We start from the raw sequence: 17,615 nt of genomic DNA on the forward strand, positions 1-17,615 counted from the left end.
TCAGGTCAGGTCAGGGGGTGGTCCAGGTGCCGTCGGCGACGTCGCGGGCGAAGGCCTCGATGAGCAGCTGGCTGCCCTCGGGGGCGCCGAGGGAGCCGGCGGCGACCTGAGCCTCGATCTCGGCGCGTGCCTGCTTGACGCCGGGCGAACGCCGCAGGGCCTCCATCACGCTGGCCTCGGTGAGGGCCCACAGCCAGGAGCGCTGCTGGTCGGCGCGGCGCTGGGTCAGCGAGCCGGCCTCCTCCAGCTTCTGGCGGTGCTCCAGCACCGCCTCCCACACCTCGTCCAGCCCCGCGCCGGTGTAGGCGCTGCAGGTCAGCACAGGCGGGGTCTTGGCCGAGTCGCCGGTCATCATCCGCATCGCGCCCCGCAGCTCGCGGGCGTAGACCCGGGCGGCGCCCTCGTTGTCGCCGTCGGCCTTGTTGACCGCGACCACGTCCACCCGCTCCAGGATCCCCCGCTTGATCCCCTGCAGCTGGTCGCCGCTGCGGGCCAGGCCGAGCATCAGGAAGGTGTCCACCATCTCCGAGACCGCGACCTCGGACTGCCCGACGCCGACGGTCTCGACCAGGACCACGTCATAGCCGGCGGCCTCCAGGACCAGCATCGACTCCCGCGTCGCCCGCGCCACGCCGCCCAGGTGCCCCCCGGAGGGCGAGGGGCGCACGAAGGCGCCGTCGCTGGTGGCCAGCGCCCCCATCCGCGTCCGGTCGCCCAGGATGCTGCCGCCGGTGCGGGTCGAGCTGGGGTCGACCGCGACGACGGCGACGCGGTGCCCCTTCTCGATCAGCCGGACGCCCATCGCGTCGATGAAGGTCGACTTCCCCGCACCAGGCACGCCCGAGACCCCGACCCGGATCGCCCTGCCGGTGTGCGGCACGAGCAGCTCCAGCAGCGCGCGGGCGCGCTGGCGGTGCGCCTGGTGGGAGGACTCGACGAGGGTGATCGCCCGGGACACGTGCAGGCGTGACCCGGCGATCACCCTCTCGGCGAGCTCGGCGACGTCCAGCTCAGGCATGGACGCCGAGGCGCTCGATCAACTTCTCCAGCAGGCCGACCGCGGCCTTGGTGATGACGGTGCCCGGCGGGAAGATCGCGTCCGCCCCGGCCTCCCGGAGCTCGGCGAAGTCCTGCTCCGGGATGACACCGCCGACGACGATCATCAGGTCCTCCAGGCCGGCCTTGTCCAGCTCCTCGCGCAGCGCCGGCACCAGCGTGAGGTGCCCCGCGGCGAGCGAGGAGACGCCGACGATGTGCACGTCCGCCTCGAGGGCCTGACGCGCCACCTCCTCGGGGGTCTGGAACAGCGGGCCCACGTCGACGTCGAAACCGAGGTCGGCGAAGGCCGTGGCGATGACCTTCTGCCCTCGGTCGTGGCCGTCCTGGCCCATCTTGGCCACGAGGATGCGTGGGCGCCGACCCTGCTCCTGCTCGAACTTCTCGACCAGCTCCTGCACCTGCACGACGTCCTCCACGCCGGCCACCTCCTTGGCGTAGACCCCGCTGATCGTGCGGATCTGCGCGGTATAGCGGTCGAAGACCTTCTCCATCGCGTCCGACATCTCCCCGACGGTGGCCATCGAGCGGGCGGCGTCGATCGCCAGGGCGAGGAGGTTGTTCTCCGGGGTATGCCGTGCCGCACCTTCGGAGAGACGGCGCAGCGCCTCCTGGGTCCGGTCCTCGTCACGCTCCTCGCGAAGACGCCGCAGCTTCTCGATCTGGGCGGCGCGCACGGAGGCGTTGTCGACCTTGAGCACCTCGAAGGGCTCCTCGCCCTCGACCTGGTACTTGTTGACGCCGATGACCGGCTGGCGGCCGGCGTCGATCCGGGCCTGGGTGCGGGCCGCGGCCTCCTCGATGCGCATCTTGGGGATGCCGGCCTCGATCGCCCTGGCCATGCCGCCGGCGGACTCGACCTCCTGGATGTGGGTCCAGGCGCGCCGGGCCAGGTCGGCGGTGAGCTTCTCGACGTAGGCGCTGCCGCCCCAGGGGTCGATGACCCGCGTGGTCCCAGACTCCTGCTGCAGGAACAGCTGGGTGTTGCGGGCGATGCGGGCCGAGAAGTCGGTCGGCAGCGCGATCGCCTCGTCCAGGGCGTTGGTGTGCAGCGACTGGGTGTGCCCCTGCGTGGCGGCCATCGCCTCGATGCAGGTGCGCATGACGTTGTTGTAGACGTCCTGCGCGGTCAGCGACCACCCGGAGGTCTGGCAGTGGGTGCGCAGCGAGAGCGACTTGTCGTTCTTCGGGCCGAAGTCGCGCACCAGCCGCGCCCACAGCAGGCGGGCCGCGCGCATCTTGGCGACCTCCATGAAGAAGTTCATCCCGATCGCCCAGAAGAAGGACAGGCGGGGGGCGAAGACGTCGACGTCCAGCCCGGCCTCGCGGCCGGCGCGGATGTACTCGACGCCGTCGGCGAGGGTGTAGGCCAGCTCCAGGTCGGCCGTGGCCCCGGCCTCCTGCATGTGATAGCCGGAGATCGAGATGGAGTTGAACCTCGGCATCTTCTCGCTGGTGAAGGCGAAGATGTCGGAGATGATCCGCATGCTCGGCCCCGGCGGGTAGATGTAGGTGTTGCGGACCATGAACTCCTTGAGGATGTCGTTCTGGATGGTCCCGGACAGCTGCTCGGGGCGCACCCCCTGCTCTTCGGCGGCGGCGACGTAGAGCGCCAGGATCGGCAGCACCGCGCCGTTCATGGTCATCGAGACCGACATCTGGTCAAGAGGGATCCGGTCGAAGAGGGTCCGCATGTCGTAGATCGAGTCGATGGCCACGCCCGCCATGCCGACGTCGCCGGCCACCCGCGGGTGGTCGCTGTCGTAGCCGCGGTGGGTGGCCAGGTCGAAGGCGACCGACAGGCCCTTCTGCCCGGCCGCGAGGTTGCGGCGGTAGAAGGCGTTGGACTCCTCGGCGGTGGAGAAGCCGGCGTACTGGCGGATGGTCCACGGCTGGCTGGCGTACATCGTGGCGTAGGGGCCGCGCAGGAAGGGCGCGGCACCGGGATAGGTCTGGAGGAAGTCCAGCCCCTCCAGGTCGGCCTCGGTGTAGAGCGGGGGCACCACGATCTTCTCCGGGGTCTCCCACGGAGATGTCTGTCCCTGGACCTCCGCCCAGCGCGCCCGGGCGTCCTCGGGCGGGGTGCCGGGACCCAGGTCGATGCCGTCGAAGCGCGGGATCGTCGTCATGACTGCTGCTCCTTGCTGGCGCTGGTGGTGTCCGCGGGGGCGGCCGGGTCGACCGGGGGCATGGGGGCGCCGAGGACGTCGAGGATGCCGGTGAGCGCGGTGACCACGTCCATGCCGGCGGACAGCTCGCCGTCGACCACGTCCGCGGCCTCGCCGAGCTCGGAGGCCCTGCCCGCGACGTAGAGCCGCTGGACGCCGGCCTCGCGCAGGGCCGCGGCCACCTCGGCGCCGTGCTGGGCGTACTGCTCGCTGGAGGAGCACAGCACCGCGACGGTGGCCCCGGCGTCCTTGGCCTGCGCGGCGATCTCGTCGGCGGTGCCGCCCTCGCTGCGCGGGGAGGCGATGCCGGCCACGGCCAGCAGGGCGCTGGTGAAGGTCTCCCGGGCGCCGAAGTCGCGGCGGGTGCCCAGGCAGGCCAGGAAGACCTGCGGAGCGTGGCCCTGCTCCTGCGCGTGGGCGGTGGCCCGGTCGCGCAGCTGCTCGAAGACCGCGGCGTCGCGCTGCACCGTGAGGCCCTCGGGCCAGGACGGGGCGGCGGGCCGCTCGGCACGCTGCAGCGGCTTCTCGTCGGTCTGGGGGAACATGCTCACGCCGGTCAGCGGGAGGCTGCGGTCGGCCAACCGGGCGGCCCGCTGGAGCGAGGTCGCCGCCACCCGCTCCTCGACCTTCCCCGCGGCCAGGGCGGAGGCCATGCCGCCGTCACGCTCGAGCTCCTGGAGGACGCCCCAGGCGGCGCGGGCCAGCTCGTCGGTGAGGGACTCGACGTACCAGCTGCCGCCGGCGGGGTCGAGGACCTTCCCGACGTGGGACTCCTCGGCCAGGATGATCTGGGTGTTGCGGGCCATCCGCCGGCTGAACCGGTCGGGCAGGCCCGCCGCGGCGTCGAAGGGCAGCACGGTGATGGCGTCGGCACCTCCGACGGCGGCGCCGAAGGTGGCCACGGTGGTGCGCAGCATGTTGACGTAGGGATCGTCGCGGCTGACCATCCGCGCCGAGGTGACGGCGTGGATCCGGGCGCCGCGGTCGGCCTCCGGCACGCCGCACTCCTCCCCGATGCGAGCCCAGCCGCGGCGCAGCGCGCGCAGCTTGGCGATGGTGAGGAACTGGTCGGCGGTCGCCGCCAGCCGGAAGTCGATCTGGCCGAAGGCGTCGGCGGGGGAGATCCCGGCCGCCTCGAGCTGGCGCAGGTAGTCCAGCGCGGTGGCCAGGGCGAAGGCGACCTCGTCCACGTCGCCCGCCCCGGCGTCGTGGTGCAGCCGCACGTCCACGGTGATCGCCCGGACCTGCGGGAAGGAGGCCAGGCACTCGGTCGTCGCGGCCAGCATCTCGTCGTAGCGGGGTGCCGAGCCGGTGCGGGCCGCGTGCCCGATCGGGTCGAAGCCCAGCCCGCCCATCGCCACGTCGGCGGCGACACCACGGTCGCGCCACACCGAGCGCAGCGCGTCCGCCGCGGCGGCCTGGTCGGAGGCGCTGGAGACCACGACCGGGGCCAGGTCGAGCATGACCTCGCCCAGGACCGTGCCGAGGTCGTCGGGACGGACCGCGTGGTCACCCACCTCGACCCAGACCGAGGTGGCGCCGTGCTCCAGGTCGTCCAGGACGGCGGCCGCGCCCGCGGCCGCGTCGGGGTGCTCGTGCAGCACCCGCACGTCCCACGGGCCCTCGAGGTCGGTCGAGCGCTGCCCGCTGCCGCGGGTGAAGGGCATGACCCCGGGAAAGCCCAGCGCCCCCTCCACGTCGTCCGCCTCGTAGAGCGCGTCGATCGTCAGCCCGTCCACGGTGGTGGTCCGCAGCCGTGCCTCGGCGGCCGGGCCGTCGAGCTGCTTGTCCGCAGGTCGCCCCCGGTTGAGGACCTTCGCGACGAGGTCTTGCCACTGCGCGTGGTCGAGGGCCTCGAATCCCTCGGCCAGAGGCAGATCGGTCTCCTGGGTGGAGGTCATCTTCACTCCTTCAAGCCGGCATCTCGCAGTCTAGGGGCAGGCCCGCCCCCGCCGTCGGGCGGTCTACGACAGACTGCGGGGTATGCAGCAGCTCGACTACGCGCGGATGTTCCGGCTGGACGGACGGTCGGCCGTCGTCCTGGGTGTGGGTGGGATCGGCGGGGAGATCGCCGCCGGTCTGGCGGCCCAGGGGGCACGGGTCCACTGCCTCGACAAGTCGGTCGAGACCGCCGGGGCGACCCGCGACCGGCTGGAGGGGACGGCGGCCGCCGGCCACACCGCATACCCCGTCGACGTGCTGGAGCAGGGCGCGGTGGAGGCGCTGGCCGAGGAGCTCGGGGATCTCGACGTGCTCGTCCTCACCGCGGCGATGAACGTGCGCAAACGACTGCTGGACTACAGCGCCGAGGAGTTCGAACGGGTCGTCGCGCTGAACCTGCGCGGCGTCTTCGACGCGGTCAGGGCGTTCGCGCCGCGGATGGTCGAGCGGGGCAGCGGCTCGATCGTGGTGCTGACCTCGATCCGCGCGGTGACGGTCGAGCCTGGTCAGGGGGTCTACGCGGCGACCAAGGCCGGGGCGATGCAGCTGGTGCGGACCTGGGCCGCCGAGCTGGGCCCGGCCGGGGTGCGGATCAACGCGGTCGCGCCCGGGGTCGTCGAGACACCGTTGACCCAGCAGATCCGCGACGACGAGGGCTGGGGGAGGGCCTATGCGGAGAAGTCGGCGCTGGGGCGGTGGGCGCGGCCGGAGGAGATGGTGGGCGCGGTCTGCTGGCTCGCCTCGGACGCCGCGTCCTTCGTCACCGGGTCGCAGGTGATGGTGGACGGTGGCTGGACGGCGATCGACGGCAGGTTCACGCCGCCCTTCGGGTGAGGCATGGACGGTCCGCGACGCAAGGACGACAGGGATTGAACGACAGGGACAGAACAACAGGAAGGACGCAGATGGAGCACGGGCACGGAGCACTGGGGGAGTTCATCCTCCTCAAGCTCGACCAGATCGTCGGCATCGTGGGGGAGATGGATGACGAGACCGCCAACGCCGCGCTCGACGTGGACGGGTCGAACTCGCCCTACCAGGTCCTGGAGCACTGCCTCGGGATGAGCTGAGCCAGCACCTCGGCCACCTCGAGATCACCAGGGACGTGCTGGCTGCCCGGCGGGGCTGAGCGGTCGGTCAGGGGGAGCCGGACGGCGCGGTCAGGAGTCGAGGAGCTTCTCGCCCTCCTCGCGCAGCTCGACCTTGCGGATCTTCCCGGTGACGGTCATCGGGAACTCCTCGATGACCTGCACGTAGCGGGGGATCTTGTAGTGCGCGAGCTTGCCCGTGGCGAAGTCCTTCAGGCCGGCCTGGGTCAGGGGAGCGGCGCCGCTCTTCATGCGCACCCAGGCCATGAGCTCCTCGCCGTACTTGGCGTCGGGGACGCCGACCACCTGGGCGTCGAGGACGTCCGGGTGGGTCAGGAGGAACTCCTCGATCTCGCGGGGGTAGATGTTCTCCCCGCCCCGGATCACCATGTCCTTGATCCGGCCGGTGATCTCCACGAACCCGTCCTCGTCCATGACGCCGATGTCGCCGGTGGCCATCCAGCCGTCCTCGATCACCTCGGCGGTCTTGTCCGGCTGCTCCCAGTAGCCCAGCATCACCGAGTAGCCCTTGGTGCAGAACTCGCCGGGCTCGCCGCGGGGCACGGTCTCGCGCGTCACCGGGTCCACGATCCTGATCTCCAGGTGCGGACCGACCCGCCCCACCGTGCCGACCTTCTTCTTGAAGGGGTCCTCCGGCGTGGTCTGGGTCGACACCGGCGAGGTCTCGGTCATGCCGTAGCAGATCGTCATCTCCTCGATGCCGGCGGCGACGAGGTTGCGCATGACCGACGCCGGGCACAGCGACCCGGCCATGATCCCGGTCCGCACGGTGGCGAGGTCCTCGACCGAGAAGTCGCCCCGCTCGATCAGCTCCCACTCGGCGATGAACATCGTCGGCACGCCGTAGAGCGAGGTGCAGGCCTCGTCCCGGACCGCAGCGAGGGTCTTGGCCGGGTCGAAGCCCGGGTTGGGGATCACCATGCAGGCGCCGTGCGTGGTCGCCGCCAGGTTGCCCATCACCATGCCGAAGCAGTGGTAGAAGGGCACGGGTATGCAGATCCGGTCCGCCTCGGTGTAGGAGCAGCCCTCACCGACGAAGAAGCCGTTGTTGAGGATGTTGCGGTGCGAGAGCGTCGCACCCTTGGGGAAGCCGGTCGTGCCGGAGGTGTACTGGATGTTGATGGGGTCGTCCGGGGACAACGACCCCTGGATCTCGGCGAGCCGGTCCGCGGTGACCTCGTGGGCGTGGGCGACCAGCTGGTCCCAGCTGTCCTGGCCGATGACCACGACCTGGGCGACCGTGGGGCACTCGGGCAGCACCTCCTCCACCATCTCCGGGTAGCTGCTCCCCTTGAACTCCTCGGCCACGACCAGCAGGCGCACGCCCGACTGGTTGAGCACGAAGGCCAGCTCGTGGGTGCGGTAGCTGGGGTTGATGTTGACCAGGATGGCGCCCATCTTGGCGGTGGCGTACTGCACCAGGGTCCACTCGGCGCAGTTGGGGGCCCAGATACCGACCCGGTCGCCGGTGCGGACCCCGGCCGCGATCAGTCCGCGCGCCACCACCTCGACGTCGTGCAGGAACTCCCCGTAGGACCAGCGCCGGCCGGTGGCGACCTCCACGAGGGCCTCGCGGTCGTGGTGCATGTGCACCGTGTCGTCCAGGTTGTCCCCGATCGTCTGCTCGAGCAGGTCGGTGTCGGTGGCCCCCGAGGTGTGGGAGAGCTGCTGCGGCGCGGCGGTGTCGGTCATGGCCCCATCCTGCCTGCCCTCCCGGCGGAGGGGCCAGAGGTCAGGGCATACTCGCACCATGAGTCCCACCACATCCCCGGACCCGGCCCGTGAGGATCGGATCCGGTCGCTCTCCCGCGCCCACGTCTTCACCTCCTGGTCGGCGCAGAAGGCCGTCGACCCGCTGCCCCTCGCCGGTGGCGAGGGCGCGCGCTTCTGGGACCATGCGGGGCGGACCTATCTCGACTTCACCAGCCAGCTGGTCAACGTCAACCTCGGCTACCAGCACCCCGGGCTGACCGCGGCGATCCAGGAGGCCGCCGGCCGCATCACCACGGTCGCACCCTCCTTCTCCGTGGAGTCCCGCGCCGAGGCCGCGGCCGAGATCGTCGCCCTGGCGCCGGAGGGGCTGAGCAAGGTCTTCTTCACCAACGCCGGCGCCGAGGCGAACGAGAATGCGGTGCGTCTCGCCCGCCTGCACACCGGGCGCCAGAAGGTGCTTGCCGCATACCGGAGCTATCACGGTGCGACCGCCGGCGCGGTCTCGCTCACCGGAGAACCTCGCAGGTGGGGCAGCGAGCCCGCCGTGCCGGGGGTCGTCCACTTCTGGGGGCCCTTCCTCTACCGCAGCGAGTTCAGCGCCAGCACCGAGCAGGAGGAGTGCGAGCGAGCGCTGACCCACCTGCGCCGCACCGTCGAGGCAGAGGGTCCGCACCTGGTCGCCGCGATCATCCTGGAGACCGTGGTGGGCACCAACGGTGTCCTGGCGCCGCCCGAGGGCTACCTCGAGGGTGTCCGGGCGCTGTGCGACGAGCACGGGATCATGCTCATCCTCGACGAGGTCATGGTGGGCTTCTGCCGCACCGGCACGTGGTTCGCCCTGGACCACTGGGGCGTGCGGCCCGACCTGATCACCTTCGCCAAGGGGGTCAACTCCGGCTACGTCCCCCTCGGTGGCGTCGTGATGAGCGAGGAGATCGCGGCCACCTTCGACGACCGTCCCTATCCCGGCGGGCTGACCTACTCCGGCCACGCCCTCGCGACCGCCTCGGCCGTCGCGGCGATCCGGATCATGCGCGAGGAGCGGATCCCCGAGCACGTCACCGAGCTGGGGGAGCGCACCTTCGGGCCGGCGCTGCGGGCACTGGCGGATCGGCACGAGGTGGTCGGGGAGGTGCGTGGCCTCGGAGCCTTCTGGGCGATCGAGCTGGTCGGCGACCGGGAGTCCCGGGCGCCGCTGCCGGGCGACCAGATCGAGCGGGTCAAGGGCGCCTGCCTCGAGCGTGGCCTGTGGCCGATGATCGCCGGAAACCGGGTGCATGTCGCACCGCCCCTCGTCATCAGTGACGAGGACGCGGCCGCCGGCGTGGCCATCATCGACGAGGCGCTGGCCGAGGTGGCCCGGTGAGCGAGCTCAACGACGTGACCGACCAGACCTCGACCGGTCAGCAGCTCATCGAGGCGCGCATCAGTACGCCGGACGGGGAGACGGCCCGGCGGATCGCCGAGACCCTGGTGGGCGGCTCGGACGCCGCCTGCGTCCAGATCCTCGGCCCGATGGCCTCGGTCTACCAGTGGAAGGGTGAGCTGCACCGGTCCAACGAGTACCTCCTCCTGGTCAAGACCATCGAAGGCGCCTTTCCCCGCGTCGTCGACGTCGTCCGGGAGCACCATCGCTATGACATCCCCGAGGTGATCGCCGTTCCGGTGAACTACGGGCTCGCGGAGTATGTCGACTGGGTGGTCGCCCACTCCGGAGGAGAGCGTGCGGAGGGGGAGGGCGCGGGTAAAGCCTGAGGCGGTGGCGTCGGCCCGCCAGGAGGCGACCTCACGCAAGGAGGCGTGGGTGCGGTGGAGCGGGCGACGAGAATCGAACTCGCGTATTCAGCTTGGGAAGCTGATGTTCTACCATTGAACTACGCCCGCGAGGGCCGAAGAGCGGCCCGGCAAGCCATAGTAACCGGACCGCGGACGCCGACCAAGCCAACCCCCCGCTAGGGTGTCCTCCGTGCTTCTCTCCGACCGCGACATCCGAGCCCAGGTCGACGCCGGGCGGGTCCAGCTCGACCCCTGGGACCCCGAGATGGTCCAGCCCTCGAGCGTGGACGTGCGGCTCGACCGCTTCTTCCGGCTCTTCGACAACCACAAGTATCCCGTCATCGACCCGGCCGTCGACCAGCCCGAGCTGACCAGGCTGCTGGAGGTCGAGGCGGACGAGTCCTTCGTGCTCCACCCCGGGGAGTTCGTGCTGGGCTCGACCTACGAAGAGGTCTCCCTGCCGCACGACATCGCGGCGCGGGTCGAGGGCAAGAGTTCTCTGGGGCGGCTGGGCCTGCTCACCCACGCCACCGCCGGCTTCGTGGACCCGGGCTTCACCGGCCACGTCACGCTCGAGCTGTCCAACGTGGCCACCCTGCCGATCGTCCTGCACCCCGGGATGAAGATCGGCCAGCTGTGCTTCTTCCAGCTCAGCTCTCCCTCGGAGCACCCGTACGGCACCGACGTGCGTGGGAGCCACTACCAGGGACAGCGCGGCCCGACCGCGAGCCGTTCCTGGTCCAACTTCCACCGCTCCCAGATCGAGCGCTGAGGCCACGGCGTGACGGAGGCGAGGCACCGGCACCGGGCGCGGCACAGACCGCGTTCGGCGGCCCACCGTGCCCCGAGCCGCCGGGCCCACCGGGCGCCCTCCACCTCCGGCCTGCGCGTCGGGGCGGTCGGCGTGCTCTCGCTCGTGGCCGTCCTCGCCCTGGACGGGCAGATCCTGGAGGCGGGTGCCGGGCGGGGCGCGGAGGCCCCGACCGTGGCGGCCGCTCTCGTGGCACCTGGCGGTGGTGCGGGGGCCGCGGCCGCGGCCGGGCGCACCGAGCCGGTCGGAGACGCCTCGACGGGCACCAGGCAGAGCACCGACGGGGACGCGAGGGAACCGCGGGAGCACTCGGCCTGCGGCGTGCTCGGCACGAGCTCAGGTGACCTCCTGCCGCATACCGGGACCGGCGCCGCAGGCCTGGGGGCCACGGCGCGTGAGTGCGCGGTGGAGCTGGTCTCCTCCTTGCCGCGCACCGAGCTGGAGCGTGAGGAGCCTGAGCTGCTCTACTCGTTGATCACCCGCGAGCAGGCGATCGAGCCGTTGCGCTACGCCCCCGAGGACCTGGTCGACGTGCAGGGCGGTCCCTACCAGCTGCGGGCGGAGGCGGCGGAGGCGTTGGAGCAGATGCTCTCAGTCGGTGAGGACGAAGGACATCCCGCCCTGGTCGTCAGCTCCGGCTACCGCGCCTATGACGTCCAGGCCGGCACCCACGCCGACTGGGTGGGGCGAGTGGGCCGGGACCGGGCGAGCGTCGTCTCGGCGGTCGCCGGGCACAGCGAGCACCAGCTCGGCCTGGCGGTGGACGTCGGTGGCGAGTGCGGGCTCTACGACTGCATGAAGGACTCCGAGGACGGCCGCTGGCTGGCCGAGAACGGTCACCGCTTCGGCTTCATCGTCCGCTATCCCGAGGGTGGCGAGGAGGTCACCGGCTACGCCTGGGAGCCGTGGCACCTGCGCTACGTCGGCCCTCGCGCGGCCTGGCAGATGCACCTGACCGGAGAGGTCTACTGGGAGGACGTGCAGCCCGCGCTCGTCGGCTCACCCACCCAGTGACCCTCGCGGACCGCTGCCCAGGTCAGGCCTGGCGTGGGGCCTGGCCGGTGCCCTCGGCAGGGTCCGCGTCCGCCGTCGGCTGGGCGTCGGCGGGCTGGTCGACCTCCGACTCCGGGCCCTCCGTCGCCCCGACCGACTCGTCGAGCGTGGGCTCGATGCCCTCCTGGACCGCGTCGTCCTCGTCCTGAGCCTGCTCGGCCGGGCTCGAGTCCTCGATCGCCGCCGGAGCCTCCTCGGCGACCTCGTCCGCGGCGACCTCGTCCCCGATGGCCTCGGGCTCCTCACCACGACGCACGGCGGCGAGCAGCATCTGGGCCACGTCGACGACCTCGATCTCCTCACGGGCGCCCTCGGACTGCTTCTGGGTCAGGCCATCGGAGAGCATCACGCGGCAGAACGGGCAGCCGATCGCGATCCGGTCGGCGCCGGTGGCGATGGCCTCCTCGGTGCGGTTGAGGTTGATGCGGGTGCCGAGCTTCTCCTCCATCCACATCCGGGCGCCGCCGGCGCCGCAGCAGAAGGACTTCTCGCCGTGCCGCGGCATCTCGGTGAGCTGCACGCCCGGCAGGGCGCCCAGCAGCTCGCGCGGCGGGGCGTAGACCTGGTTGTGCCGGCCCAGGTAGCACGGGTCGTGGTAGGTCACGGTCTCCGCGGTCGATGCGACGCCGGAGGTGTCGGCCTCGTCGGGGCGGGCGACCGGGGTGAGGCGCTTCTCACGGACCAGGCGGTTGAGCAGCTGGGTGTGGTGGACGACCTCGAACTGCCCGCCGACCTGGGGGTACTCGTTCTTGATCGTGTTGAAGCAGTGGGCGCAGGTCACCACGATCTTGGTCGCGTTGATCTCCTTGAGGACCTCGACGTTCTGCATCGCGAGCATCTGGAAGAGGAACTCGTTGCCCGAGCGGCGGGCCGGGTCGCCGGTGCAGGTCTCGCCGTCGCCGAGGACGGCGAAGGACACTCCTGCGGTATGCAGCAGCTCGGCGACCGCGCGCGTGGTCTTCTTGGCGCGGTCCTCGAAGGCGCCGGCGCAGCCGACCCAGAAGAGGTAGTCGACCTCGGAGAGGTCCTCCACGTCGGCCCCGGCCATCGGGATCTCGAAGGGGAGGTCCTTGGCCCAGTCCATCCGGAGGCGGGCGTTCATGCCCCACGGGTTGCCCTTGTTCTCCAGGTTCTTGAACAGGCCGCCGAGCTCGGTCGGGAAGGCCGACTCGATGAGGTTCTGGTAGCGGCGCATGTCGACGATGGCGTCAACGTGCTCGATGTCGACGGGGCACTGTTCGACGCAGGCGCCGCAGGTGGTGCAGGACCAGAGCACGTCGGGGTCGATGACGGCGCCGCCGGAGGGCACGGTCGGGTCGCCCTCGGTCTCGCCGACGAGGATGCGCTCGGCCTCGGCGACGACCTCGGCGTCCATCTTGGCCCGCTCCTCCTCGCTGGCCAGCAGCCAGGGCGCCTTGGCGTGGTGGTGGTTGCGGAGGTTGACCACGAGCATCTTGGGGGAGAGCGGCTTGTCGGTGTGCCACGCCGGGCACTGCTCCTGGCAGCGGCCGCACTCGGTGCAGGTGGAGAAGTCGAGCAGACCCTTCCAGGTGAAGTCCTCGATCTTGCCGACGCCCAGCGCCGCGTCCTCGTCGAGCTCCTCGATGTTCTCGAAGTCGACAGGCTCGCCCTTGACCGCGATCGGCTGCAGCTCCGCCAGTGAGGTGCGGCCCTCGGGGTGACGCTTGAACCAGATGTTGAAGAAGGCCAGGAAGCGGTGCCAGGCCACACCCATCGTCGGGATGTTGGCGATGGTCAGCATCCAGGTCATCGAGATGAGGATCTTGAGCAGCGCCACCACGACGATGGCGTTCTCCAGCGTCCCGACCGAGACGCCCTCGAGCATGCCGCCCAGCCAGGAGGTCAGGGGGAAGTGGGTGGCGGTCGCCCAGGACTCACCCAGGGCGCGGCCTGCCGCATACTCCATCGCGCGCAGCGCCACGATGCACAGGCCGACGCCGAGGATGACGGCCTCGACGAAGTAGGCCTCCCAGAAGGTGGAGCCCCAGAAGCGCGAGCGGCGCTCGCGACTGCGGGGGTGGTTGCGCTGACGGATGGCGATCAGGACGATGATGCCGATGACCGCGGCCCAGCCGAAGAGCTCGGTCAGCCACTCGTAGGGCGCGAAGTGCCCGATGAGGGGGAGGGCGAAATGGGGGTTGAAGAGCTGGCCGTAGGCCGTGAGCAGCGTCAGGAAGAGCAGGCCGAAGCTGATCATCACGAACCAGTGGGCGACGGCCACGACCGGCTTGCGCGCCATCCTGGTGTGGCCGAGGAACTCGCGCAGCAGGGTGACCGTGCGCGCGCCCGGCTGATCGGTGCGCACGGCGGGCTGGCCGACCTTGAACTTGGCCACGAACCCGGCGATCGCGCGGACGAAGAAGGCCACGGCGGCCAGGGTGATCAGGGCCGCGACGGCGATGGCGAAGACCTGCAGTGGACTGACGCTCATAGACCGAGGTTAGTGCTCGCGCGTCCGGCTTCGCCCACCGGGCGACGGAATAACGCTGTGTTCAGTGTTGTATAACTCCTGTAGCAAGATCCGTACCCCCACGAAAGGCCCCGCCGTGCCCGTCTACGACGACATCACCCAGACCATCGGCCGCACCCCGCTGGTCCGCCTGAACCGCATCGCCGACGGCATCGCCGAGGGCGCCCAGGTGCTCGCCAAGATCGAGGGGGCCAACCCGGCCAACTCGGTCAAGGACCGCATCGGTGCCGCGATCATCGACGCCGCCGTGGCCTCCGGGGAGCTCCAGCCGGGCGGCACCATCGTCGAGGGCACCTCTGGCAACACCGGCATCGCGCTGGCGATGGTCGGGGCCGCCCGCGGCTACAAGGTCATCCTGGCGATGCCGGAGACCATGAGCACCGAGCGCCGCGCCCTGCTGCGCGCCTACGGCGCCGAGCTGGTCCTGACCCCGGGCGCCGACGGCATGCGTGGCGCCGTCGCCAAGGCCGACGAGATCGCCGAGGAGACCGGCGCCGTCCGCGCCCGCCAGTTCGCCAACCCGGCCAACGTCGCCGTCCACCGCGCCACCACCGGCCCGGAGGTCTGGGAGGACACCGAGGGCGGCGTCGACATCTTCGTGGCCGGCGTCGGCACGGGCGGCACCATCACCGGCGCCGGGTCCTACCTCAAGGAGCAGAAGCCGGACGTGCGCCTGGTCGCCGTCGAGCCGATCGACAGCCCGATCCTGTCCGGCGGCCAGCCCGGCCCGCACAAGATCCAGGGTCTGGGCGCCAACTTCGTCCCCGAGATCCTCGACACCGAGCTCTACGACGAGGTCGTCGACGTCACCCTCGACGACTCGGTCGCGGTCTCGCGCGCCCTGGCGACCCAGGAGGGCATCCTGGCTGGCATCTCCGCCGGCGCCAACGTGTGGGCGGCCCTCGAGGTCGCCAAGCGCCCCGAGTCCGCGGGCAAGACCATCGTGGTGATCGTCCCCGACTTCGGCGAGCGCTACCTGTCGACCGTGCTCTTCGAGGGGCTGACCGACTGATGACCCTCGCGCTCACCAGGGCACCCCGGAAGGCGGCCGGGCTGCTGTCCCGCGCCGCGTCCGGGGTCCTGGAGGACCTCGACGCCGCGGTCGCCCGGGACCCGGCCACGGACAGCCGCCTGGAGATGGCCCTGGCCTCTCCCGGTCTGCACGCGGTCTGGGCGCACCGGGTCTCCCACCGGCTGTGGAACTCCGGCGCCAAGCTGCCGGCCCGGCTGCTCTCCCAGGCGGCGCGCGCGGCCACCGGCGTGGAGATCCACCCCGGGGCCACCATCGGCCGGCGCTTCTTCATCGACCACGGGATGGGTGTCGTGATCGGCGAGACCGCCGAGATCGGCGACGACGTCATGCTCTACCACGGCGTCACGCTGGGCGGTCGCTCGCTGGAGCCGGTCAAGCGTCACCCCACCCTCGGTGACGGCGTCGTCGTCGGTGCCGGGGCCAAGGTGCTGGGCAACATCACCCTCGGGCACGGCTCGCAGGTCGGCGCCAACGCCGTGGTCACCAAGGACGTGGACGCGATGTGCGTCGCGACCGGCATCCCGGCCAAGTGCCGCACCCTGGAGCCCGGGCACGACCCGCAGCACGCGCTCTACGACGAGCCGGCGCTCTGGATCTGAGCGGCCAGGTGTGAGGTCCGAGGGGAAGCGTCCTTGGACCTCACGCCTGGTCCATCTGGTCCACCTGGCCCGCCAGCGCGGCGAGCGCGTCACCCGCGAGGCGGTGGGTCGTCCACTCCTCCATGCCGGTCGCACCCAGGGCGCGGTAGAAGCCCAGCGCGGGCTCGTTCCAGTCCATGACGGTCCACTCCAGCCGGGGCAGCCCCTCGGTGACGCACCGGCGGGCCAGCGTGGCCAGCAGCTCGCGGCCGAGCCCGCTGCCGCGCTGCGCGGGGCGCACGTAGAGATCCTCCAGCCAGATCCCGTGCCGGCCGGTCCAGGTGGAGAAGGTGTAGAACCACACGGCTATCCCCACGACCGTCCCGTCGATCTCGGCGACGTCCGCGTGGACCCGGGGCGCGCCCGACCGGGGGAAGAGCGCCGCCGTGAAGTCCTCCACCGTCGCGACGGCCGACTCCGCCTCGCGCTCGTACTCCGCCAGCTCGCGCACCAGGCCGATCAGGGCCGGCACGTCCGACTCGGTGGCGGGTCGGACCAGGCCGTGGCTGGGCTGCTGCTGGGGTGAGGTCGGCACCCGGCGGACGCTACCGCATACCGGCACGAGGACGGATCGGGAGCCGGCCGCGGTCCCCCGGGACGACGAGAGCGGCCCGCCTCCCCAGGGGGAGACGGGCCGCTCTCGTGCGTGGGCCGGTCAGGGCAGCTTGTCGCCGCCCGGGCCGAAGCCGGTGGTGTCGACGTCCAGCGCGCCGTCGGAGGTGACGGTGCCGGTGTCGTTGCTGTAGGTGCCGTCCGAGGTGGTCATCTCGTGACCGGACACCTTGGCCTTGACGTCGTGGGCCTTGGCCTTGGCCTCCTCGGAGACCTTGTGCGCGACCTCGGGGGCCTTGGTCTTGACCTCCTCGACCTTCTCCTGGACGCGGGGGTCGGTCCACAGCTTGTTGGCCTGGTCGGCGATGGCGTCGTAGCGCTCACGGCCTGCGCGTGCCCCGAGCACATAACCGGCGCCGGCGGCGACGAGTAGCATCAGCTTCTTCATTGCGGGTGACTCCTTTCGAAAGTCATCGTTCGTCCTCGACCCTACTTGCCCGTAGATGAGGGCGCATGTCGAGACGGCCGGGGGAAGAGGGGCGGACGCGTCCGGACACCAGGGCGCCCGCCCCGCCCCTCCTGGGCGGAGGGTGTGGGATTTGAACCCACGGAGGTTTCCCTCGGGCGCTTTCAAGGCGCCTGCACTCGGCCACTATGCGAACCCTCCAGGCGCCGGCGGGGGAGCCGCCGACGTCGTGCAGCATCATCGCACGGCCGACCCGGGCGTGCCCCGGAAGGCCGATGGTCGTGCGGTCCCCGCGACCTGGGCCCGCCGCGTGTCCGGGGGAGGTGGCCCGTTCACCTCGACGACGTGATCCGTCCACCTTCCGACTGCCCCGGACGGCGCGTTTGCTGCTACCTTTGTCGTGGTTGACGTTGCATTTCCTTGGCTTGAAGCTTTCGGTACACCGGGGCGCTGGGGGGTTCACCGCACGACCGTCCCCGCGAGCCCGCGGGGGCAGCACCTCGCAGTACAGGAAAGAGAAACAGCATGGCACAGGGAACCGTCAAGTGGTTCAACGCTGAGAAGGGCTTCGGCTTCATCGCGCAGGACGGGGGTGGCCCGGACGTCTTCGTTCACTACTCGGCCATCGAGTCCAACGGGTACAAGACCCTCGAGGAGGCCCAGCGGGTCGAGTTCGAGGTCACCCAGAGCCCCAAGGGCCCGCAGGCTGACGCGGTGCGTCCGCTCTGAGCTAGCCCAGAGCTCGTCCGAGCTTTCGGATCGGCCCCCGTCACCACTGGTGACGGGGGCCGATCTGCGTCTGGCCGAC

Annotated in this window: 16 protein-coding genes and 2 tRNA genes; 9 read left to right on the forward strand and 9 right to left on the reverse strand. The window is 71.2% G+C overall.

All coding sequences use genetic code 11. The features are described 5' to 3' along the window. Positions 1–10: 10 nt before the first annotated feature. From meaB to mutA, 3 genes are read right to left on the reverse strand one after another with little or no spacing between them, the layout of a single operon-like run. The gene (meaB, locus tag ACTMMA_RS13190) at positions 11–1,018 is read right to left on the reverse strand and encodes a methylmalonyl Co-A mutase-associated GTPase MeaB (protein ID WP_441190599.1); all 1,008 of its coding nucleotides are present in this window, start codon (positions 1,016–1,018) and stop codon (positions 11–13) included. Next, positions 1,011–3,185: a methylmalonyl-CoA mutase gene (gene scpA / locus ACTMMA_RS13195; protein ID WP_441190600.1), complete on the reverse strand. Its 2,175-nt coding sequence runs from the start codon at positions 3,183–3,185 to the stop codon at positions 1,011–1,013. Before scpA ends, meaB begins: the two co-directional genes overlap by 8 nt. Next, positions 3,182–5,125, reverse strand: coding sequence for a methylmalonyl-CoA mutase small subunit (mutA, locus tag ACTMMA_RS13200; RefSeq protein WP_441190601.1), 1,944 nt, complete (start codon positions 5,123–5,125; stop codon positions 3,182–3,184). The genes scpA and mutA overlap by 4 nt, the downstream gene beginning before the upstream one ends. An 82-nt stretch (positions 5,126–5,207) precedes the next feature. Between mutA and ACTMMA_RS13205 the strand changes: the two genes are divergently transcribed. Further along, positions 5,208–5,999 (forward strand): SDR family NAD(P)-dependent oxidoreductase, encoded by a 792-nt coding sequence (locus ACTMMA_RS13205; protein ID WP_441190602.1) that lies wholly within the window; start codon positions 5,208–5,210, stop codon positions 5,997–5,999. A gap of 71 nt (positions 6,000–6,070) precedes the next feature. Further along, positions 6,071–6,235 (forward strand): hypothetical protein, encoded by a 165-nt coding sequence (locus ACTMMA_RS13210; protein ID WP_441190603.1) that lies wholly within the window; start codon positions 6,071–6,073, stop codon positions 6,233–6,235. A 90-nt stretch (positions 6,236–6,325) separates the two neighbouring features. Here ACTMMA_RS13210 and ACTMMA_RS13215 read toward each other — a convergent pair whose 3' ends face one another. Then, positions 6,326–7,966, reverse strand: a complete 1,641-nt coding sequence (locus ACTMMA_RS13215) for an AMP-binding protein (RefSeq protein ID WP_441190604.1) — start codon at positions 7,964–7,966, stop codon at positions 6,326–6,328. A gap of 58 nt (positions 7,967–8,024) precedes the next feature. Between ACTMMA_RS13215 and ACTMMA_RS13220 the strand changes: the two genes are divergently transcribed. Both ACTMMA_RS13220 and cutA read left to right on the forward strand, forming a co-directional pair. Beyond that, complete coding sequence (locus ACTMMA_RS13220; protein WP_441190605.1) at positions 8,025–9,353, forward strand: aspartate aminotransferase family protein; 1,329 nt, start codon at positions 8,025–8,027, stop codon at positions 9,351–9,353. Beyond that, the gene (gene cutA / locus ACTMMA_RS13225) at positions 9,350–9,742 is read left to right on the forward strand and encodes a divalent-cation tolerance protein CutA (protein ID WP_441190606.1); all 393 of its coding nucleotides are present in this window, start codon (positions 9,350–9,352) and stop codon (positions 9,740–9,742) included. Before ACTMMA_RS13220 ends, cutA begins: the two co-directional genes overlap by 4 nt. Before the next feature lie 55 nt (positions 9,743–9,797). Here the strand turns inward: cutA and ACTMMA_RS13230 are convergent. After that, positions 9,798–9,871 (reverse strand) — tRNA-Gly (locus ACTMMA_RS13230). Between the two features lie 82 nt (positions 9,872–9,953). On the opposite strand from ACTMMA_RS13230, the gene dcd reads away from it, so the two are divergent. Together dcd and ACTMMA_RS13240 are read left to right on the forward strand one after the other, a co-directional pair. Beyond that, a complete protein-coding gene (gene dcd / locus ACTMMA_RS13235; protein ID WP_441190607.1) occupies positions 9,954–10,535 on the forward strand; it encodes a dCTP deaminase in 582 nt (193 codons plus the stop codon). Positions 10,536–10,544: 9 nt separating this feature from the next. Beyond that, positions 10,545–11,588, forward strand: coding sequence for a M15 family metallopeptidase (locus ACTMMA_RS13240; protein WP_441190608.1), 1,044 nt, complete (start codon positions 10,545–10,547; stop codon positions 11,586–11,588). A gap of 22 nt (positions 11,589–11,610) precedes the next feature. On the opposite strand, the gene ACTMMA_RS13245 is transcribed toward ACTMMA_RS13240, so the two are convergent. Next, entirely contained in the window at positions 11,611–14,079 is a 2,469-nt protein-coding gene (locus tag ACTMMA_RS13245) for a (Fe-S)-binding protein (RefSeq protein WP_441190609.1), read from the reverse strand. A gap of 115 nt (positions 14,080–14,194) precedes the next feature. On the opposite strand from ACTMMA_RS13245, the gene cysK reads away from it, so the two are divergent. Then, complete coding sequence (gene cysK, locus ACTMMA_RS13250; protein ID WP_441190610.1) at positions 14,195–15,130, forward strand: cysteine synthase A; 936 nt, start codon at positions 14,195–14,197, stop codon at positions 15,128–15,130. Next, the gene (gene epsC / locus ACTMMA_RS13255; RefSeq protein ID WP_441190611.1) at positions 15,130–15,750 is read left to right on the forward strand and encodes a serine O-acetyltransferase EpsC; all 621 of its coding nucleotides are present in this window, start codon (positions 15,130–15,132) and stop codon (positions 15,748–15,750) included. Before cysK ends, epsC begins: the two co-directional genes overlap by 1 nt. A gap of 40 nt (positions 15,751–15,790) precedes the next feature. Here the strand turns inward: epsC and ACTMMA_RS13260 are convergent, their stop codons facing one another. From ACTMMA_RS13260 to ACTMMA_RS13270, 3 genes are all read right to left on the reverse strand, one after another. After that, positions 15,791–16,324, reverse strand: a complete 534-nt coding sequence (locus tag ACTMMA_RS13260) for a GNAT family N-acetyltransferase (protein WP_441190612.1) — start codon at positions 16,322–16,324, stop codon at positions 15,791–15,793. A gap of 120 nt (positions 16,325–16,444) precedes the next feature. Beyond that, the gene (locus tag ACTMMA_RS13265) at positions 16,445–16,789 is read right to left on the reverse strand and encodes a YtxH domain-containing protein (RefSeq protein ID WP_441190613.1); all 345 of its coding nucleotides are present in this window, start codon (positions 16,787–16,789) and stop codon (positions 16,445–16,447) included. Between the two features lie 136 nt (positions 16,790–16,925). Further along, a tRNA-Ser gene (locus ACTMMA_RS13270) sits at positions 16,926–17,008 on the reverse strand. A 324-nt stretch (positions 17,009–17,332) separates the two neighbouring features. On the opposite strand from ACTMMA_RS13270, the gene ACTMMA_RS13275 reads away from it, so the two are divergent. Then, the gene (locus tag ACTMMA_RS13275) at positions 17,333–17,536 is read left to right on the forward strand and encodes a cold-shock protein (protein ID WP_441190614.1); all 204 of its coding nucleotides are present in this window, start codon (positions 17,333–17,335) and stop codon (positions 17,534–17,536) included. The last annotated feature ends 79 nt before the right edge of the window (positions 17,537–17,615 follow it).

It is taken from the genome of Ornithinimicrobium panacihumi, assembly GCF_052073805.1.
Taxonomy (GTDB): Bacteria; Actinomycetota; Actinomycetes; order Actinomycetales; family Dermatophilaceae; genus Ornithinicoccus; species Ornithinicoccus panacihumi.